Genomic DNA, 16,722 nt, shown 5'->3' on the forward strand with positions numbered 1-16,722 from the left:
ATGTGATATGAAGATCGGATTTGTCGGTTTTGGCAATATGGCGAGCGCCATGGCCGATGGCTGGATTGCCGCCGGTGTGACTGCGAGCGACATGTGCGCCTGCGCGGGCCGCTACGACGCCTTGGTTGAGCGCTGCGAGGCGCGTGGGATGGTCGCCTGCCATGATGCGGCGGAGGTTGTCGCCGCATCTGATATCGTGGTTGCTGCGGTCAAGCCGTACATGATCGAGAAGGTCTTCGCTCCGCTCAAGGACATTCTTGCCGACAAGGTTGTCCTTTCGGTCGCCTGGACTTGGGACAGCGCCAAGTGGGAACAGGTCCTGCCGGGTGTCGCGCACATCTCGACGGTGCCCAACACGCCGGTTTCAGTGGGCGAGGGCGTTATCGCCTGCGAGAAGTCCTCTACGCTCAACGACGAGCAACGTGCTGTTGTGCTCGACCTGCTCGGTAGGCTTGGCGCCGTCGTCGAGCTCGACACGAGCCTGCTGTTTGTGGGCGGTACCGTGGGCGGTTGCGCACCGGCATTTGTCGCCATGGCGATTGAGGCCTTGGGCGATGCGGCCGTCAAGCACGGTATCCCGCGCGCCGATGCCTACCGCATCGTGAGCCAGATGGTGCTGGGTACGGCAAAACTGCAGCTTGTAGGCGGCCAGCATCCTGCGGCGATGAAGGATGCCGTATGCTCGCCCGGCGGCGCCACCATCAAGGGCGTCGTCGCGCTCGAGGACGCCGGCATGCGCAGCGCCCTGGTCAAGGCCATCGACGCCACCCTCCAGTAAACCTGCCATTTAGGGACAGGTTTATTTTGGCAGGTTTTTCCTGCGGTTTTGTCCTTTTAGCGAAAAGCGCCCCGCAACTGGCTCAATTCCAGTTGCGGGGCGCTTGCGTTTGCCCAGATAAAACCGACCATAATAAACCTGTCCCTTTTTGGTCGGTTAGTCCCAGAAGCCGTCTTCTTCGTCCTCGGATTTGGGGCCGCGGTCGACATACATCTTATGGGTGCGCTTCTCCATTACAAAGGCAAGAATCGCAAACAGCAGGATGCCGCCGGCGAAAAGGATGGCAAAACCGGTGCGGGTGCCAAACAAAAAGGAAAAAACTGCGTCCATTGGGTGCCTTCTTGCGTAGTTGAGTTGGGTCGTAAACGCTCATAAGTATATACTTGCCCATACATGTACAAGGTTGCAACCTAAATGGAATGTATATCGCCGGAGGATCTAATGCTTGATATCAAGTTTGTTCGCGAGAACCCCGATGCCATCGATGTCGCCATGGCTAACCGCCAGACATCTTGGGATCGCGAGAAGTTCTTTGAGCTCGACGACGAGCGCCGTGCCGTCATCACCGAGGTCGAGGAGCTCCAGGCTACGCGCAACGCCGAGTCCAAGAAGATCGGCGCCCTGATGAAGGAGGGCAAGAAGGACGAGGCAGAGGCCGCCAAGGAGGCCGTGCGCGCCGTCAACGAGAAGATTGACGGTCTGGCCGAGCGCCGAGGCGCTCTCGAGCAGGAGCAGTATGACTTCATGGCTCACCTGCCCAACATCCCTTGTGAGGCCACGCCGTACGGCAAGGACGAGGACGAGAACATTGAGCGCCGTCGTTGGGGCACCCCGCGCGAGTTCGACTTCGACTTTAAGCCGCACTGGGATCTGGGCACCGATCTGGACATCCTCGACTTCGAGCGCGGCAACAAGCTCTCCGGCAGCCGTTTTACCGTTCTCGGTGGCGCCGGCGCCCGTCTTGAGCGCGCCCTCATCAACTTCTTCTTGGACACGCACACGAGTCGTGGCTTCAAGGAGTGGTGGCCGCCCATCGTCGTCAAGCGTCAGACCATGTTCGGTACGGGGCAGCTGCCCAAGTTCGAGGACGACGCTTATCACGTCTCGGGCGACAACTTCCTGATCCCTACCGCCGAGGTTGTGCTCACCAACCTGCACGCCGGCGAGGTGCTCGACGCCGACACCCTGCCGCGCCGCTACACCGCCTTCACCCCCTGCTTTCGCGAGGAGGCCGGTTCCGCCGGTCGCGACACCCGCGGCATCATCCGTCAGCACGAGTTCGACAAGGTCGAGATGGTCAAGTTCGCTAAGCCGGAGGAGTCCGACGAGGAGCTCGAGAGCATGACCGCCGAGGCCGAGTACCTGCTGCAGCAGCTGGGCCTTCCGTATCGCGTGATTAGCCTGTGCACCGGCGACTTGGGCTTCTCTGCCCGTCAGACCTACGACGTCGAGGTCTGGCTGCCGAGCTACAACGCCTACAAGGAGATCAGCTCCTGCTCCAACTGCGGTGACTTCCAGGCTCGCCGCGCCAATATCAAGTATCGTGACCCCGAGAACTTCAAGGGTTCGCGCTACCTGCACACTCTCAACGGTTCCGGCCTGCCGGCCGGCCGCACCATGGCCGCCATTCTGGAGAACTACCAGAACGCCGACGGCACCATTACGATCCCCGAGGTTCTGCGTCCTTACATGGGCGGTCTCGAGAAGATCGAGCCGGTCGCGTAACTTGGCTGCATAGGGGATATGCAAGGGCGCTCCTTCGGGGGCGCCCTATTTCGTGCGCAGGTCCATACCATGCCGTGCGGACAGCTCAATAGAAAACACACGAACAACTGTTCTGTATACAGCCATCTACCTGCTATGCTTTTGCTAAATAAGAGCGAGAGAAAGGGGACGCGATGGAGCTGTTTGATGATCGGGTGGTTTTGTTTGAGAGCGACGAGGGCGGGGAGTACCTGCTTGTAACGTGTGAGCCGTCTGGCATGGGTGGCCTGGTGGTTCGACAGACGAGCGAGGGTCCGTTGACCCAATGGTGCTTTGAGGAGTCGCCGCATGTGGTCGAGATCTTTGTGACGCATGAGGGACTTGTGGCCCTGGAGCATTTCTATGGGGTCCGGACATCTAACCAGGTTGCGCGCATGCTGAGCATCTCGTTTGCCGATTATGATTGTGCCCAGCGGGTGAGATCGCTCCTGAGGGAACTTGATGCTAAGTTTGACGTGATCGAAAAGCCAATCGATCGTACGGGGAACGGTGGTATATGCGGAGCAGCGTGACAAAACTGCGTTCCACAAAAAAGTTTGAGATTGTGCTTGACTCCAATAAGCTAAAGTGGTTTTATATGTCTTGCGCTGCGGCGTTACCTCAGCTGGATAGAGGGTCTGACTACGAATCAGAACGTCATAGGTTCGAATCCTATACGCCGCACCAATTGAAATTGAAAGCCTCCGGTGACGGGGGCTTTTCTTTTATGCCGCCACCGCATGGATTCGAACCTCGGTCGAGGCGCGAGCGTGAAGCGGACGCGGAGCGTCCGTAGCGAGCGGGCGAGTCCGCCGGCAGGCGGGCGAAGCCGGTGCGGATCCGCGCAGCGGATGCGCGGAATCCTATACGCCGCACCAATTGAAATTGAAAGCCTCCGGTGACGGGGGCTTTTCTTTTAGGCGGACGCCGCATGGATTCGAACCTCGGTCGAGGCGCGAGCGTCTTAATCATCATTTCGTAAAATTTTTCCAAATTGTCGCTTGACCCATCGAGGGGTCACGTGCATAATAATCCGTGCGTTGCGGCGTTACCTCAGCTGGATAGAGGGTCTGACTACGAATCAGAACGTCATAGGTTCGAATCCTATACGCCGCACCAATTGACTTTAAAGCTCCCGGCAACGGGGGCTTTTCCTTTACGGGGGCATTGCGGAGATTCGAACCTCGGTCGAGGCGCGAGCGTTAAGAAAACGCGGAGCGTTTTTAGCGAGCGGGCGAGTCCGCCGGCAGGTGGGCGAAGCCGGTGCGGATCCGCGCAGCGGATGCGCGGAATCCTATACGCCGCACCAATTGACTTTAAAGCTCCCGGCAACGGGAGCTTTTCTTATATCGCGATGCGTCGAAGATCGCATCAAGGGGTCAAAATGAGTAAAAATCAAATTCAATAACTTTTTTCGAAAATTGCTTGACCTTTATTCAGTCGATGTGCATAATAATCAACAAGTCGCGGCGTTACCTCAGCTGGATAGAGGGTCTGACTACGAATCAGAACGTCATAGGTTCGAATCCTATACGCCGCACCAATTGAAATTGAAAGCCTCCGGTGACGGGGGCTTTTCTTTTAGGCGGACGCCGCATGGATTCGAACCTCGGTCGAGGCGCGGGCGTGAAGCGGACGATTTCTTATCGACTCGTGTAAGATTCCGAGTAGGTATCGCGGCCTATCCGCGACCGCTCCTTCTCTAGACGACCGATCAGGGTGATATTTCGTGGCAGAGCGTCCGACATACAAGCTCAGGTTTCTCGATCCCAAGAAGCGCTTTCCGGCGATGCCCGAGCAGCCTGCGGGACGCTCATATGGCGTGGTCTGGAAACTCTTTGGCGAGGATCAGCATGAATCTTGTTATGTCGTCGAGTTCGTTGGCAAAAGTCATGTGTCGCTTTTGGGCTACGTAAGCGTTTCGGGTGAGGTGTACAAGGTGGACCGCCCCGTCAGCGAGGCTCCGCTGCCCAACGATCCCGACATGGAACTGGTCCTTGACGAGTCGGATTCCAGTATTGGTGAGATTATGGTAAGGAAAGCCAACGGTGCAATGCGCGCGTGTGCGCAAACTGCCGGATCTCCCGAAGGCCCCATGCGCGAGCAGTCCGACCACGAGACATGGAATTCGACCCGCGCCCTTCCTTACGGTGAGTTCATGGCCTCGATGTTCTTGCGCTACGTGATATTTGCCAACTCCGAAAGCGCTATTGTGAACACGGCGGACGCCGGCGGACTCGACGAGGGTATGCAAAACGTTGTCGACAAGATCAAGCTCGTAAAGTTGCCCGAGCCGGTCGAGGTGTTTTTGGGCTTTAACACGGCACCGCTCCCCGATGCTATCGAGACGCTGCTTTACCGCGTTGACCATGCCGAGAATCCGAGCGGTATCGAGCGCTATGCCGCCGCCCTTATGAGCGAAATTGACTTGCCCCGCCTGCGCACCATTGCCGCCAAGTCAGAAATGAGCCTAGCGCGCATCGACCGCTCAAAGCTTTTCTATCTCAATTTTGATCGCAGTCTTCTCGATCAGGCCGAGATCGATGCCCTGCTTGCCATCGAGTGCCGTCTCAACCGCCTCTCTGGCATCCTTGAGCGCATCGGGGCCGGATTAGGCCCCGTCGCGTCCTCGCCGAGCTTTGAGGGCTGTGCGCTTTTTGATTCGTGGCATATCGCCAAGACGACCAACGATGTCCCCCGTCTGCTCGATACGGCCTCAAGCGATAACCCGTGGGGCAAACCGGGTACGGTGGCTTGCCAGCCGGGCGGTGAGTGGGACGTTCGCACCCGCTTTGCACGTATCGTAGAAGCGCTCAACGTGGTCACACGGCTCGACTATACCTATCGAGTAAATGTTGCCGAGGGGATTATGCTCGTTCGGTTTGGGCGCTCTGTCGTGGATGCCATGCCGCAACGTGAATACGACGCTCAAGATGACGCCTGGCGCGAGCTGGAAGAGGACACGCGTGCGATCTGGGCTGCGGAGCACGATGCGCGCGTGGCGCTCACGCTTGCGGCGGCGTGTTTTGCCGCGGGCACCTGCATCACGCGCTGCTATGTGCAGATTGCTGCTCCCGACAGTGAGCAGGGCGAGCGCGTTGTCGCAACGTATTTCTTTGGGCGCGCGGCCTATCTGGCCGATTGCGTGCCTGTCGCCAAGGATCTTGAGAGCATGGACATGGACGATATGCCGTGCAAGCGTGTGCTTGAGGCCTATGAGTCAACTGCTCCGGAGACGATTGAACCTGCGGAGGTTCATGCTCGTCCGCGTGATGACCATCGCACGCTGCCGCCGGCGCTGCGCGATCTGCTGCTTGCCGATAAGGCTGACGAGTTGGAGGTCATGGAAGAGGACGATGACCCATACGTGGCCCGTGTTGTTGAATTGCGCGAGCAGGCAAAAGTCGACCGTACAGGTGCTTTTGAAGGTTTTTCCCGTCTTGTCGAGGAGTTGGAGGCTAAGTGCGCCGTCGCCGAGCTTTTGGCGACGGGTCCGGTTCAAACGCAGTTTTGTGATAACCAGCTGGTGCGCATGGTGCTACCGGTGTTGGAAGAAGACCGCTCTGTGCGAATCCTTCGTGCGCCCGATGCGCTGTACTTTGCCCAGCACGAGATCTGCAGCTTTTACGCCGAGCAAGAGGACTTTGAACGAGCACTGCCCGAGGTGCGCCATCTTTACGATCTGGCGCGCTCGTCCATGCAGTCTCACTTCGCGCTCATCAACGTGTTGGCACGTCTGGAGCGCTTTGACGAGATTATCGAGGTAGCGCGCCATGGCCTGCGCATTGCAAGCGACCGTACTTCAATCGGTTACCTGTTTTATCGCCTGGCGTTTGCCTATTGGAACTGCGACCAGCTCGAGCTCGCGTTGGCGTGCTACCGCCTGGTGCCGCGCGGCGAGGAGTCGGGCAGCAGCGCGCTGGAAGAAATGCAGGGCCTTATGAACGAGATGGGCGTCAGCGAGCCTCCGACGTTCGAGGAAGCGGTCGAGACCATCCGCAAGGCTGGACTCGAGCTGCCGCCAGTGTCCGCCGTGACGAATCAGCTTGCAGATGCCGCTGTGCAACTGGTCGACAACGGTTTCATTTTCCTGGCACGCGGTTGTATCTTCCAAATGTGGCGCACCATGGGCAACGACGAGCTCGGCTCCCTCAACCGCTCGCTGGGGTAGGCGAAGCTTTCAAGGAGGAAAGGCTGCTAGGCAATTAGAAAATTTCCTCTTGCCCAACTTCGGCTGTTTGGTTACTATAGAACGGCTGTTACGGAGAGCTGACCGAGAGGCCGAAGGTGCTCGCCTGCTAAGCGAGTATGCCCCAAAAGGGCATCTGGGGTTCGAATCCCCAGCTCTCCGCCAGTAAGACTTTAAAGAAGGGTTCCGAAAGGGACCCTTTTTTAGTTGAACCACGTTAGCTGGGGATTCGAACCCGAGAGGGCACGGGCGTTAAGCAAACGCGAAAGCGTTTGTAGCCCGTGGGCGAAAAGCCGCCAGGCTTTGAAGCCGGAGGGCATGCGTAGCATGCCCGGACATCCCCAGCTCTCCGCCAGTATGAATTGAAAGAAGGGTCCCATTTGGGGCCCTTTTTTATTATCAAGAATGGCGGCTGGGGATTCGAACCCTCAAAAAAGGAGGCATCCTTTCGGATGCCTCCTTTTAATGAGCTTATTATTATTGCGTCCTACACCTCGGGCGCCTTGGCGACGGTCTCGCTTTCTGCCGTGAGTGGGCGGTTGTCGATGCGACGGCCCAGGCGGTCGAGCTTCACGAGTAGCCACTCAATGGGATTCGGCCCCGAGCCTTCCTCGTCGGCAACCAAATCCATGACGGCGATCTTGGTACCGTCCTGCTTGAGCGTAATGCTGCCCACCTTGTCGCCCACATGCACCGTGCCCGAAAGATCGTCGTAGCTAACCTTTTCGGTCACCTCGCCGGCAAGGGAAAACACGGTCGCTTGCGCCGTAGGATCGGCGAGTGTGGCGTCGATCGTCTTATCAGTCCAGTCGGTTTGACCAATGCGCGCCATAAGCGGGTTGCCGTTGGCGGTCTTTTCCTGCGTGTTGGCGATCGCGACCGTCACCTTGTGACCGTAGTACCAATTGGCAAGGGTTGCGGTATCGGTAAAGCGCTGGTCGGTGGTGGTGGAGTTCAAAACGACGGTGTAGATCTCGTCGCCATCGCGGTTGTAGGCACCCGTAAAGCAATAGCCTGCATCGTCGGTAGTGCCGGTCTTGCCACCGATGTTGCCATCTTGGCCCAGCAAATAGTTATGCGTGTCCATGGAATGCGAATGGTCGGTGCCGTCGGCGCCCGTGACCTCGATCCAGGAATCCTCGCTCGCTACGACCTCGCGGATCGTGTCGTTTTTCATGGCCTCCTGCATCATCAGCGCTACGTCGTGTGCGGTTGAGTGCATATCGCCAGCCCACTCATCAAAGTCCAGACCATGCGGGTTTTCAAAAAGCGTACCGGTGCAGCCGAGCTTCTTAGCGCGCTCGTTCATGGCCTTCACAAATGTGGCCTCGGCGTCTTTGGTCTTAGGGTCGATCTTCTTGCCCACATATTCGGCGAGCACGATGGCGGCGTCGTTGCCCGAGGGAATCATCAGGCCGCGCAGCGCCTGCTCCACGGTAAGCTCGTCGCCTTCGAGCAGGCCGGCAGTCGAGTTGCCTACGGTGGCGGCAGCGTTGCTCACCGTGACCTTCTCGTCCATCTTGCAGTTTTCGACGGTCAGGATTGCGGTCATGACCTTGGTGATCGAGGCAATCTTGACCTGCTCATCGGCGCCGCGTCCATAGTAGACGGTGCCGTCCTTGCCCATAACAAGGGCATTAGTTGCCTCGATATCGGGCAGGTTTTCTGTCGTGATGCCGCGGACGTCGGCGGTCTTGCCGCAGACGTCGTCGGTCGTGAGCACTTGGGCGCCGGCGACGGTGGGCACGCCAGCGGTAAGGGCGATGGCGCAGGCAAAGCCGGCGGCAAGCTGGGCGGAGCGTTTTGCAAAAGAGGTGAGGGACTTCACAGATTTCGCTTTCGACGGGATGGTCTCTTCTGGCACTAGAGTATATCGTTTGCCGGCGACGACGATCGTTGCGTGCGCGCATGGCCCGCATTCGTGCTCGAATGGGCGCAAGGGTGCTTAAGGTCGACTTAATCGCCCACGCTTGTTGTGTGTGGCGGGCGCCGCCTCGGGCATAATGGAGCGCGAGAGGAGCACGCATGAACGAGCGCATACTGGTAGTTGATGACGAGAAGGCCATCGCCGACCTGGTTGGTATCTACCTTACAAAAGAGGGCTTTGACGTCCAGATCGCCTACAGCGGGGCCGATGCGGCCAAGGCAATTCTGGAACAAAAGTTTGACCTGGCACTGCTCGATGTCATGCTGCCCGACATCGATGGCTTTGAGCTGCTGCGTACCATCCGTGTCAGCCATACCTATCCCGTAATTATGTTGACGGCACGCGATGCCCAGCAGGATAAGATCGAAGGCCTTTCGCTTGGCGCGGACGATTACGTGGTCAAGCCGTTCCGCCCGCTGGAGCTCATCGCGCGCGTTCATGCTCAGTTGCGTCGCTATACCAGCTACGGCAGCCGCGCGCAGGCGACCGAGTTGCCGACCCTCCAGCTCGACGGCCTCGAGATCAACCGTGACGCTCGCTCCGTGACGGTGGACGGTGCGCCGGTGCGCCTCACGCCCATCGAGTATTCCATCTTGCTGTATCTGGCCGAGCATCGCGGCAGCGTAGTGCCCGTGGAGGACCTGTTCCGCGCGGTGTGGAACGAGGACTTTATGCCCGGCTCCAACAATACGGTGATGGTGCACATTCGCCATCTGCGCGAAAAGATTGGCGACGATGCCCAGAAGCCGCGCTTTATCAAAAACGTCTGGGGCGTCGGCTACATAATCGAATAACGCCTTTGATGGTGGGGGAGTAGATATGACAAAAGACGATAGGCGGGCATTCGAGGTGCCCGATCGACTCTTTGAATACGTAAGGGCGGTCGTTGACAACCGTGCGTTAGCGACGGTGCTGCTCTTTTTGCTGAGTCTGCTGCTCATCGGCATTGACAATATCGTTGGCATCCTGGCAGTTCTACTCATTGGCATTTTGCTGATTGATCGATTCGAAATCGTTCGCCGCTGTGTGGTGATCGGCGGCGCCGCGTGGACAATTACGTTGGCGATCGGGTCCATGGCGCTTGGCGGTATTGGCGAGCCCGTATTCTTTGACGCCGGCTTTGTGTTCAACATGCTTGGATTTGTGCTGGCGCTTGCCGTGTGCGTCCTGTTCTTCTGCGGACGCGCCCTGTACTACCAGGGTTACGAGCAGGGCGAGCTGCACGCAGACCGCGTGATTGCCGCCCGCATTCAGGACCGTCTGATCGATAACCCCGACACATGGGACAACATTGACGGCGACTTCCTCGAGGCCGAGGGTGCGCTCAACCGGGCGCGCGATTGCGAGCGTAGGGTTCAACAAGCCCTGCGTGACGAATCCCACCGCAAAGATGACCTGGTGACGTACCTGGCGCACGACCTGCGCACGCCGCTCGCCAGCGTGGTGGGCTACCTTTCGCTCTTGCAGGAGGCCCCCGATTTGCCGCTTGAGCAGCGCGCGCGTTTTACGGGCGTGGCAATCGACAAGGCCCACCGGCTCGATGCGCTCATCGAGGAGTTCTTCGACATCACGCGTTTTGATTTCCACGATATCGTGCTCACCCGCAGCTACGTCGATTTGGGGCTCTTACTGGCACAGGTGGCCGACGAGTTCTATCCCATTCTCAACGAACAGCATAAAGAAGCCCAGGTTGATATCTGCGAGGATCTGACGGTGCTCGTGGACGGCGACAAGATGGCTCGCGTATTCAACAACATCATGAAAAACGCTGTTGCCTATAGCTATGAAGGCTCGATGATCACGATTGAGGCCAGACGTTTGGGTAACGGCGGCGTGCGCGTACGATTTATAAACCAAGGCGATCCGATCCCTGAGCCAAAGCTCAAGGTGATCTTTGAGAAGTTCTATCGCCTGGATGCGGCGCGTGCGACCAATCGCGGCGGCGCTGGGCTGGGTCTCGCCATCGCCAAGGAGATTGTATGCGCGCATGGCGGTACCATCGCGTGCGAATCGACGCCCGAGCATACCGTTTTTACCATCGAGCTGCCCGCCGCGTAGCGTAGGAGCCCTTACAAACACTTGACAATGCGATCACGTGCGTATGAGCCGCGATTCCTACTATCGATACTGCTGGATTGATATCGATATGGAGGTATGCGGTATGACGGCTGCTGCGGCTGTGGAGCCCACGGAGCTTGAAGAACTCATGGAAGCGCGAGCCGAGGCTGCGCACGAGCGCGAAGTCGGAGACGCGACGCGCCCCACGGCGCAGGACCTTGCCGCCTCGCCGACGCGCATCGACGTCGAGGGCCTCGATTTGTTCTATGGCGACCACCGCGCACTCAAGGACGTGTCCATCAAGATCCGCGACAAGCAGATCACCTCGTTTATCGGTCCTTCGGGCTGCGGCAAGTCGACGCTGCTACGTTGTTTTAACCGCATGAACGACGGCATCAAGGACTGTCGCATCGAGGGCAAGATCGCGCTCGATGGCCAGGATATCCTGGGCGACTACGACATCTGCCGTCTGCGCCAGCGCGTGGGCATGGTGTTCCAGCGCCCTAACCCGTTTCCCATGAGTATTTACGACAACGTCGCGTACGGCCCCCGTGGCATGGGCGTGCGCGATCGCGCCGTGCTGGATGAGCTGGTCGAGGATTCTCTTCGTCGAGCCGCTCTGTGGGATGAGGTCAAGGACAAGCTCAAGGAGTCGGGGCTGGGCCTTTCGGGCGGACAGCAGCAGCGCCTGTGCATCGCCCGTGCGCTTGCCGTGCAACCCGACATCTTGCTGATGGACGAGCCCACGAGCGCCCTCGATCCCGTGTCGACGCTGGTGGTGGAGCAGCTTGCCTGCGAGCTCAAGGAGACCTGCACGTTGGTGGTCGTTACGCACAATATGCAGCAGGCGGCGCGCATCTCCGACTCGGTCGCGTTTTTCTTGCTGGGCGAGCTGGTGGAGCACGCGCCCACCGCTCAGCTCTTCAAAAATCCGACCGATCCGCGCACAGCGGATTATTTGACGGGACGTTTTGGCTGATACCATCTCGTAAAGGTACCTTTAGGGTTAAGATGCGGTCATGCCGGCCGCAAAGGGGTTCAACATGATCTATTACGTCGAGGACGATGACAACATCAGGGATTTGACGGTCTATGCGCTGCGCAAGCAGGGGATCGAGGCCGAGGGCTTTTCGTGCGATGGCGAGTTTAAAGCTGCCGTGGCGCGACGGGTGCCCGATGCTGTCCTGCTCGACATCATGCTGCCCGATACCGATGGCCTGGCAATTATGCGTCGCCTGCGTGCCGACCGCCTGACGGCGACGGTGCCCATCATGATGCTTACCGCCAAGGACACCGAGCTCGACAAGGTGATGGCGCTCGATGGCGGTGCCGACGATTACCTGACTAAGCCGTTTTCGCTCATGGAGCTTGCGAGCCGTTGCCGCGCACTGCTGCGTCGCGGCGGCATGGTCAAGCAGGCGAGCGATGTGCTCAGTGTGGGCGACATCGTGCTCTCGCCCAGCCATCGCGAGGTGACCGTTGCCGGCGAGCCGCTTAAGCTCACCCTGCGCGAGTTCGACCTGCTCGAGTACCTCATGCGCAAGCCTGGCGTGGTCTTTACCCGCGAGTCGTTGCTGCAGAGCGTGTGGGGCTGGGACTTCGACGGCGGTTCGCGCACCGTTGACGTGCACGTGCAGACGCTTCGCCAAAAACTGGGCGAGCATGCCAGCGCCATCGAGACCGTGCGCGGCGTGGGCTACCGCTTGGCCGAGCCTTCTGCCGGTGATGGTGCCGAAGGTGACGACACCGCGGCCACCGCATCGGAGGAGTAACCCGTGGTCTTCGCCCCCCAGGGAAAACAAACGCTGTCGCACCGCGTTTTTGTGACGATCTTTGTCTGCGCCATGGCGGTTATCGTGGCGTTTACGGTGCTGGGTGCGTTTTTTTTGCAAAACACCTTGGCGGATGCCACGAGTGCCAATCTAGCGCAGGAAACCGAGCTCATTGCTGCCGCCCTCGACGAGCAGCAGGAGCCCATCCCGTTCTTGCGTAGCCTCGATCGCGAGGACTTGCGCATCACGCTGATTAACAAGGATGGATCGGTTGCCTACGACAACGAGGCATCGCCTTCCACACTGCCCAACCATGGCGATCGCCCCGAGGTCATCGAGGCCTTTGAGAGTGGTTTGGGTTCCGCGGAGCGCGCAAGCTCTACGCTCGACGAGATTATGCTGTATCGCGCCGTCGCCCTTGATAACGGCCAGGTTGTCCGCTTGGCGCAGGCCCAGCCTGGCGTTGCGGCGATTTTGCTGTCGATGGTGGCGCCGATGCTGCTTATCGCAGCAGCGGGTGCGGTACTCTCGTTTTTCATGGCGCGCCGCGAGTCCCGTGCCATCATCGCGCCGTTGCAAGAGGTGGATTTGGACCACCCGCGCCGTAGCTATGAGCACGCCTATGCCGAGATGGTCCCCATGCTTGAGCGTATCGAGTCGCAGCGCCAGGAACTCAAGCGCCAAATGGCGGTGCTAGCGGACAACGACCGTATGCGCCGCGAATTCACGGCGAATATCACCCATGAGCTCAAGACGCCGCTTACGGCGATTTCGGGCTATGCCGAGCTCATCGCAAACGGCATGGTCGAGGGCGAGGACGACCTGCGCAACTTTGGCGGTCGCATCTATCGTGAGGCGGGCCGCTTGGCAGCGCTTGTCAACGACATCCTTACGCTGTCTAACTTGGACGAGGCCGAGCGTGCAACTGAGGGCGAGGCGGTGCCCATTGGGTCCACGGAGCCTATTGAGCTCTCGCGTGCCATCTACGCGGTTGAGCAGCGTCTTGAACAGGTCGCCCGTCAGGCGAATGTGACGATAAGTCATGAGACCAAGCCCGTGGTCGTCGAAGGCGTGTCGCGCTTGATTGACGAGCTCATCTATAATCTGGCAAGCAACGCCATCCGCTACAATCGACCCGGCGGTACGGTTACGCTGCAGTGCGGCACCAACGACGAAGGCCATCCGTTCCTCGCGGTCGTCGACACGGGAATCGGTATCGCGCCTGAAGAACAGGGCAAGGTATTTGAGCGGTTCTATCGCGTGGACAAGAGTAGGTCCAAGGCACGCGGCGGAACCGGTCTGGGGCTTGCCATTGTCAAGCATGCGGCCCTGTATCATCACGCCACGCTCGATCTGTCGAGCGCGTTGGGCGTGGGAACCACCATTACGGTGACGTTTCCCATACAGCAGGACGAGCCATTCGCATAGCGATACAACATAGATATTGATGTAGACGCCGCATTTGACTTTCGGGTGCGGCGTTGTTGTGCAATTTTACGATTGCTTCCGACATTTTTACAGGAGAGCCTGTTTCTTATGTATAGAGTTTGGTCTCGGTAAAAAGATGCGATAACATACGGACAGTTTTGTCAATCCGAACTGGGGAAATGAAAGGCAAGCTGCATGACCCTTCTCGAACTGTTCCAGCTGCTCAAAAAGCACCTTCAGCTGGTCATCGCCCTTCCGGTGGTCTGCGCGATCGCCATGGGCATCGTGTCCTTCGCCGCGATGGACAACACCTACACCGCGACGACGAGCATGTACATTCTCGCCAAGACCGACGATAGCGGTCAGATGAGCTACAACGATCTCTCGGCGAGCCAGATGCTTTCCAACGATATCGCCACGCTGCTGGATAGCGATAGCGTTAAGAGCGGCGCAGCCAATGAACTGGGCCTCACCGATCTGGATGACTACAAGGTGTCTGTTTCCTCCGAGACCACCACGCGTGTCATTACGCTTTCGGTTACCGGCACCGATGCCAAGGAGACGGCTAAGGTCGCAAAGGCCATGGCCAGCTCGGTGAGTACGGTCGCTCAGAACGTCGGCGCTGCCCAGAGCATCAACGTTATCGACGAGGCTAAGACCCCCGAAGCCCCCAGTGGCCCCAAGCGCGCGCTGTATATTGCCGTCGCGTTCCTCGCCGGTATCTTTATCGCAGTTGCCTATGTCGTTTTGGCAGACATGCTCAACACCCGCATCCGCGGTGCCGAAGAGGCAGAAGAGCTCCTGGGCATTCCCGTTGTTGGCCGAATTCCGGCTATGAAAGGTGGTAAATAGGCATGGCTAAGGCAAAGAACACCGATAAGCTCGTTGTACAGAATGCCGCCAAGACCCTTCTGGCCAACATCCGCTTTGCGAGCGTGGACGACCCCATTCGCACCATCACCGTTACCTCCTCGATTCCCAACGAGGGCAAGTCTACGGTTTCCATCAACCTTGCCCAGGCTATCGCCACCAGCGGCAAGAGCGTCCTGCTGGTCGAGGCCGATATGCGCCGCAGGTCCCTTGCCGATATGCTCGGCGTCCGCTCCCGCGGCGGACTCTATGCAGTCCTTTCCGAGCAGGTTTCTATTGACCAGGCGATTGTCGAGACGGGTCAGAAGAACTTCTACTTCCTCGATGCCGAGCCGCATATTCCCAATCCTGCCGACATCATCGTCTCTCACCGCTTTGCCAAGCTGGTAAAGGCACTGTCCTCCAAGTTCCAGTACGTCATCTTTGATGCTCCCCCGGTCGGCACCTTCATCGATGCTGCCGAGATCGCAAGTCTGACCGACGGTGCGCTTTTTGTCGTGCGTGAGGATTTCACCAAGCGCGAGGAGGCGCTCAACGCCATCGGTCAGCTTAAGAAGTCCGAGAAGGTCAAGCTCATCGGTACCGTTATGAACTACTGCGAGACCGAGACCAGCGAGTACTACTACTCCTACTACACCAAGGACGGTAAGAAGGTGAAGAAGGGCTCCGACGATCAGGGGACTTCCAAAAAGGGCATCTTCACCAACCGAGCAAACGTTTAGTTGATTAAGGCTGACCTATGCGTGACATTCATTGCCATATCTTGCCGGGTGTAGACGACGGCGCCGCCGATCTCGATGAGAGCTTGGCGATGCTCGAGGCTGCCAAGCGGGCCGGTGTAACCAGAATCGTTTGCACTCCTCACTGCCGTGATCCCTATTTTGATTACGACAAGATGTGGGATGCCTTTGAGCTGCTGCGTGATAACGCTGACGGTTTTCCGCTCCAGATGGGCTTCGAGGTCAACCATCGAAAGCTCGTTGAGCTTGGTATCGATGCCGCGGAGCACTTGCATTTCGATGGGACCAACGAGTTTCTGCTCGAACTTTCGACGCATGCCGATGCGTATGCGTTTAGAGAGTACGAGAACACGATTTACGATTTGCAGTGCCGTGGCTACCAGGTGATCATCGCTCATCCTGAGCGCTATCGTGCGGTTCAAAAGGATGTAAGCGTGGCGGAGCGTCTGGTCGATATGGGCTGCAAGCTGCAGGCTTCGGCGGACTTTATTGCCGGCGGTCGCTTTGGTCGCGAGAAAAAGCCGGCACAGCGCCTGTTCGATCAGAACCTGTACAGCTTCATCGCGAGCGATGCCCATAACGTGGGTCATTACGACTGCCTGGCGAAGGCTCGCGCGAAGTTTAGTGTGCGCGGAGCTCATTTTCGCTAATATCTGTCCCTAACGTTCGCATTGAATAAAAGGGCAGCCATGGATATCCAACTTAAGACGGGATGCTTTGATGACGCGGCGTTGGTGCGCCGCGTCGTTTTTATGGACGAGCAGGGCTACGAGAATGAGTTCGACGCTATCGACGAGGATCAGAACTGCATTCATGTGACGCTCTATGTAGACGGCGAGCTTGCCGGTTGCTCGCGCGTGTTTCCCGAAGAGCTTGAGCGCGTGGCTGACGCAGAGGCCCCGGTGTTGCCGGCATGCGACATGGACGAAGGCGTTTCGGCGGGGGAGACCTACATTATGGGGCGCGTCGCCGTGCTGCCGGCTATGCGTCGTCGCGGACTGGCGAGTGCGATCGTCGAGGCCAGTGCTTCGTGTGCACGCGATGCCGGCGCTAAGCTTATTAAGCTGCATGCGCAGGAATACGTGTTGCCGCTCTATGCAAAGGCGGGCTACACGCAAATTGTCCCGGTAGATTACGAAGACGAGGGCCAGCCCCATGTCTGGATGGCCAAGCGCGTAGATGGCAGATAGGGACGTTCCTTTTCTGCCGGCAGTTGG

The 16,722-nt window shown here is 58.5% G+C and carries 15 protein-coding genes and 4 tRNA genes; 17 read left to right on the top strand and 2 right to left on the bottom strand.

Features of this window, described 5'->3' with window-relative positions; all coding sequences use genetic code 11:
• Positions 1-7 precede the first annotated feature (7 nt).
• Positions 8-778, top strand: coding sequence for a pyrroline-5-carboxylate reductase (gene proC, locus DXD94_RS06485; RefSeq protein ID WP_117763575.1), 771 nt, complete (start codon positions 8-10; stop codon positions 776-778).
• Between the two features lie 156 nt (positions 779-934).
• Here proC and DXD94_RS09710 read toward each other — a convergent pair whose 3' ends face one another.
• On the bottom strand, positions 935-1,108 hold the full coding sequence (locus tag DXD94_RS09710) for a DUF6724 family protein (protein ID WP_171025133.1): 174 nt from the start codon (positions 1,106-1,108) through the stop codon (positions 935-937).
• A gap of 111 nt (positions 1,109-1,219) precedes the next feature.
• Here DXD94_RS09710 and serS point away from each other — a divergent pair, with 111 nt between their 5' ends.
• The 7 genes from serS to DXD94_RS06520 all read left to right on the top strand — a co-directional run bounded on the left by serS (position 1,220) and on the right by DXD94_RS06520 (position 6,875).
• Positions 1,220-2,503, top strand: a complete 1,284-nt coding sequence (gene serS / locus DXD94_RS06490) for a serine--tRNA ligase (protein ID WP_117734698.1) — start codon at positions 1,220-1,222, stop codon at positions 2,501-2,503.
• 173 nt (positions 2,504-2,676) lie between these two features.
• On the top strand, positions 2,677-3,054 hold the full coding sequence (locus DXD94_RS06495) for a hypothetical protein (RefSeq protein WP_117763576.1): 378 nt from the start codon (positions 2,677-2,679) through the stop codon (positions 3,052-3,054).
• Positions 3,055-3,131: 77 nt separating this feature from the next.
• Positions 3,132-3,208, top strand: a tRNA-Arg gene (locus tag DXD94_RS06500).
• A 355-nt stretch (positions 3,209-3,563) separates the two neighbouring features.
• Positions 3,564-3,640: transfer RNA gene (locus tag DXD94_RS06505), tRNA-Arg, on the top strand.
• A 347-nt stretch (positions 3,641-3,987) separates the two neighbouring features.
• Positions 3,988-4,064 (top strand) — tRNA-Arg (locus DXD94_RS06510).
• A gap of 186 nt (positions 4,065-4,250) precedes the next feature.
• Entirely contained in the window at positions 4,251-6,692 is a 2,442-nt protein-coding gene (locus DXD94_RS06515; protein ID WP_117763577.1) for a lipopolysaccharide assembly protein LapB, read from the top strand.
• Between the two features lie 92 nt (positions 6,693-6,784).
• Positions 6,785-6,875 (top strand) — tRNA-Ser (locus DXD94_RS06520).
• A 322-nt stretch (positions 6,876-7,197) separates the two neighbouring features.
• Here DXD94_RS06520 and DXD94_RS06525 read toward each other — a convergent pair.
• The gene (locus DXD94_RS06525; protein WP_117763578.1) at positions 7,198-8,538 is read right to left on the bottom strand and encodes a D-alanyl-D-alanine carboxypeptidase family protein; all 1,341 of its coding nucleotides are present in this window, start codon (positions 8,536-8,538) and stop codon (positions 7,198-7,200) included.
• 197 nt (positions 8,539-8,735) lie between these two features.
• On the opposite strand from DXD94_RS06525, the gene DXD94_RS06530 reads away from it, so the two are divergent.
• The 9 genes from DXD94_RS06530 to DXD94_RS06570 all read left to right on the top strand — a co-directional run bounded on the left by DXD94_RS06530 (position 8,736) and on the right by DXD94_RS06570 (position 16,695).
• The gene (locus tag DXD94_RS06530; protein ID WP_117734694.1) at positions 8,736-9,431 is read left to right on the top strand and encodes a response regulator transcription factor; all 696 of its coding nucleotides are present in this window, start codon (positions 8,736-8,738) and stop codon (positions 9,429-9,431) included.
• 25 nt (positions 9,432-9,456) lie between these two features.
• Positions 9,457-10,695, top strand: a complete 1,239-nt coding sequence (locus DXD94_RS06535) for a sensor histidine kinase KdpD (RefSeq protein ID WP_117763579.1) — start codon at positions 9,457-9,459, stop codon at positions 10,693-10,695.
• A 103-nt stretch (positions 10,696-10,798) separates the two neighbouring features.
• Positions 10,799-11,674, top strand: a complete 876-nt coding sequence (gene pstB / locus DXD94_RS06540; RefSeq protein WP_117734741.1) for a phosphate ABC transporter ATP-binding protein PstB — start codon at positions 10,799-10,801, stop codon at positions 11,672-11,674.
• A gap of 64 nt (positions 11,675-11,738) precedes the next feature.
• Positions 11,739-12,467: a response regulator transcription factor gene (locus DXD94_RS06545; protein ID WP_089572665.1), complete on the top strand. Its 729-nt coding sequence runs from the start codon at positions 11,739-11,741 to the stop codon at positions 12,465-12,467.
• A 3-nt stretch (positions 12,468-12,470) separates the two neighbouring features.
• Positions 12,471-13,895: a cell wall metabolism sensor histidine kinase WalK gene (locus tag DXD94_RS06550; RefSeq protein ID WP_117763580.1), complete on the top strand. Its 1,425-nt coding sequence runs from the start codon at positions 12,471-12,473 to the stop codon at positions 13,893-13,895.
• Between the two features lie 195 nt (positions 13,896-14,090).
• Entirely contained in the window at positions 14,091-14,747 is a 657-nt protein-coding gene (locus DXD94_RS06555) for a YveK family protein (RefSeq protein WP_117763581.1), read from the top strand.
• Between the two features lie 2 nt (positions 14,748-14,749).
• Positions 14,750-15,487 (top strand): CpsD/CapB family tyrosine-protein kinase, encoded by a 738-nt coding sequence (locus DXD94_RS06560; protein WP_117763582.1) that lies wholly within the window; start codon positions 14,750-14,752, stop codon positions 15,485-15,487.
• 17 nt (positions 15,488-15,504) lie between these two features.
• Positions 15,505-16,155 carry a tyrosine-protein phosphatase gene (locus DXD94_RS06565; RefSeq protein ID WP_022094060.1) on the top strand — a complete coding sequence of 217 codons (651 nt, stop codon included), beginning with the start codon at positions 15,505-15,507 and terminating at the stop codon, positions 16,153-16,155.
• 39 nt (positions 16,156-16,194) lie between these two features.
• Complete coding sequence (locus tag DXD94_RS06570) at positions 16,195-16,695, top strand: GNAT family N-acetyltransferase (protein WP_117743164.1); 501 nt, start codon at positions 16,195-16,197, stop codon at positions 16,693-16,695.
• The last annotated feature ends 27 nt before the right edge of the window (positions 16,696-16,722 follow it).

It is taken from the genome of Collinsella sp. TM10-22 (genome assembly GCF_003466125.1).
Classification (GTDB): Bacteria; Actinomycetota; Coriobacteriia; order Coriobacteriales; family Coriobacteriaceae; genus Collinsella.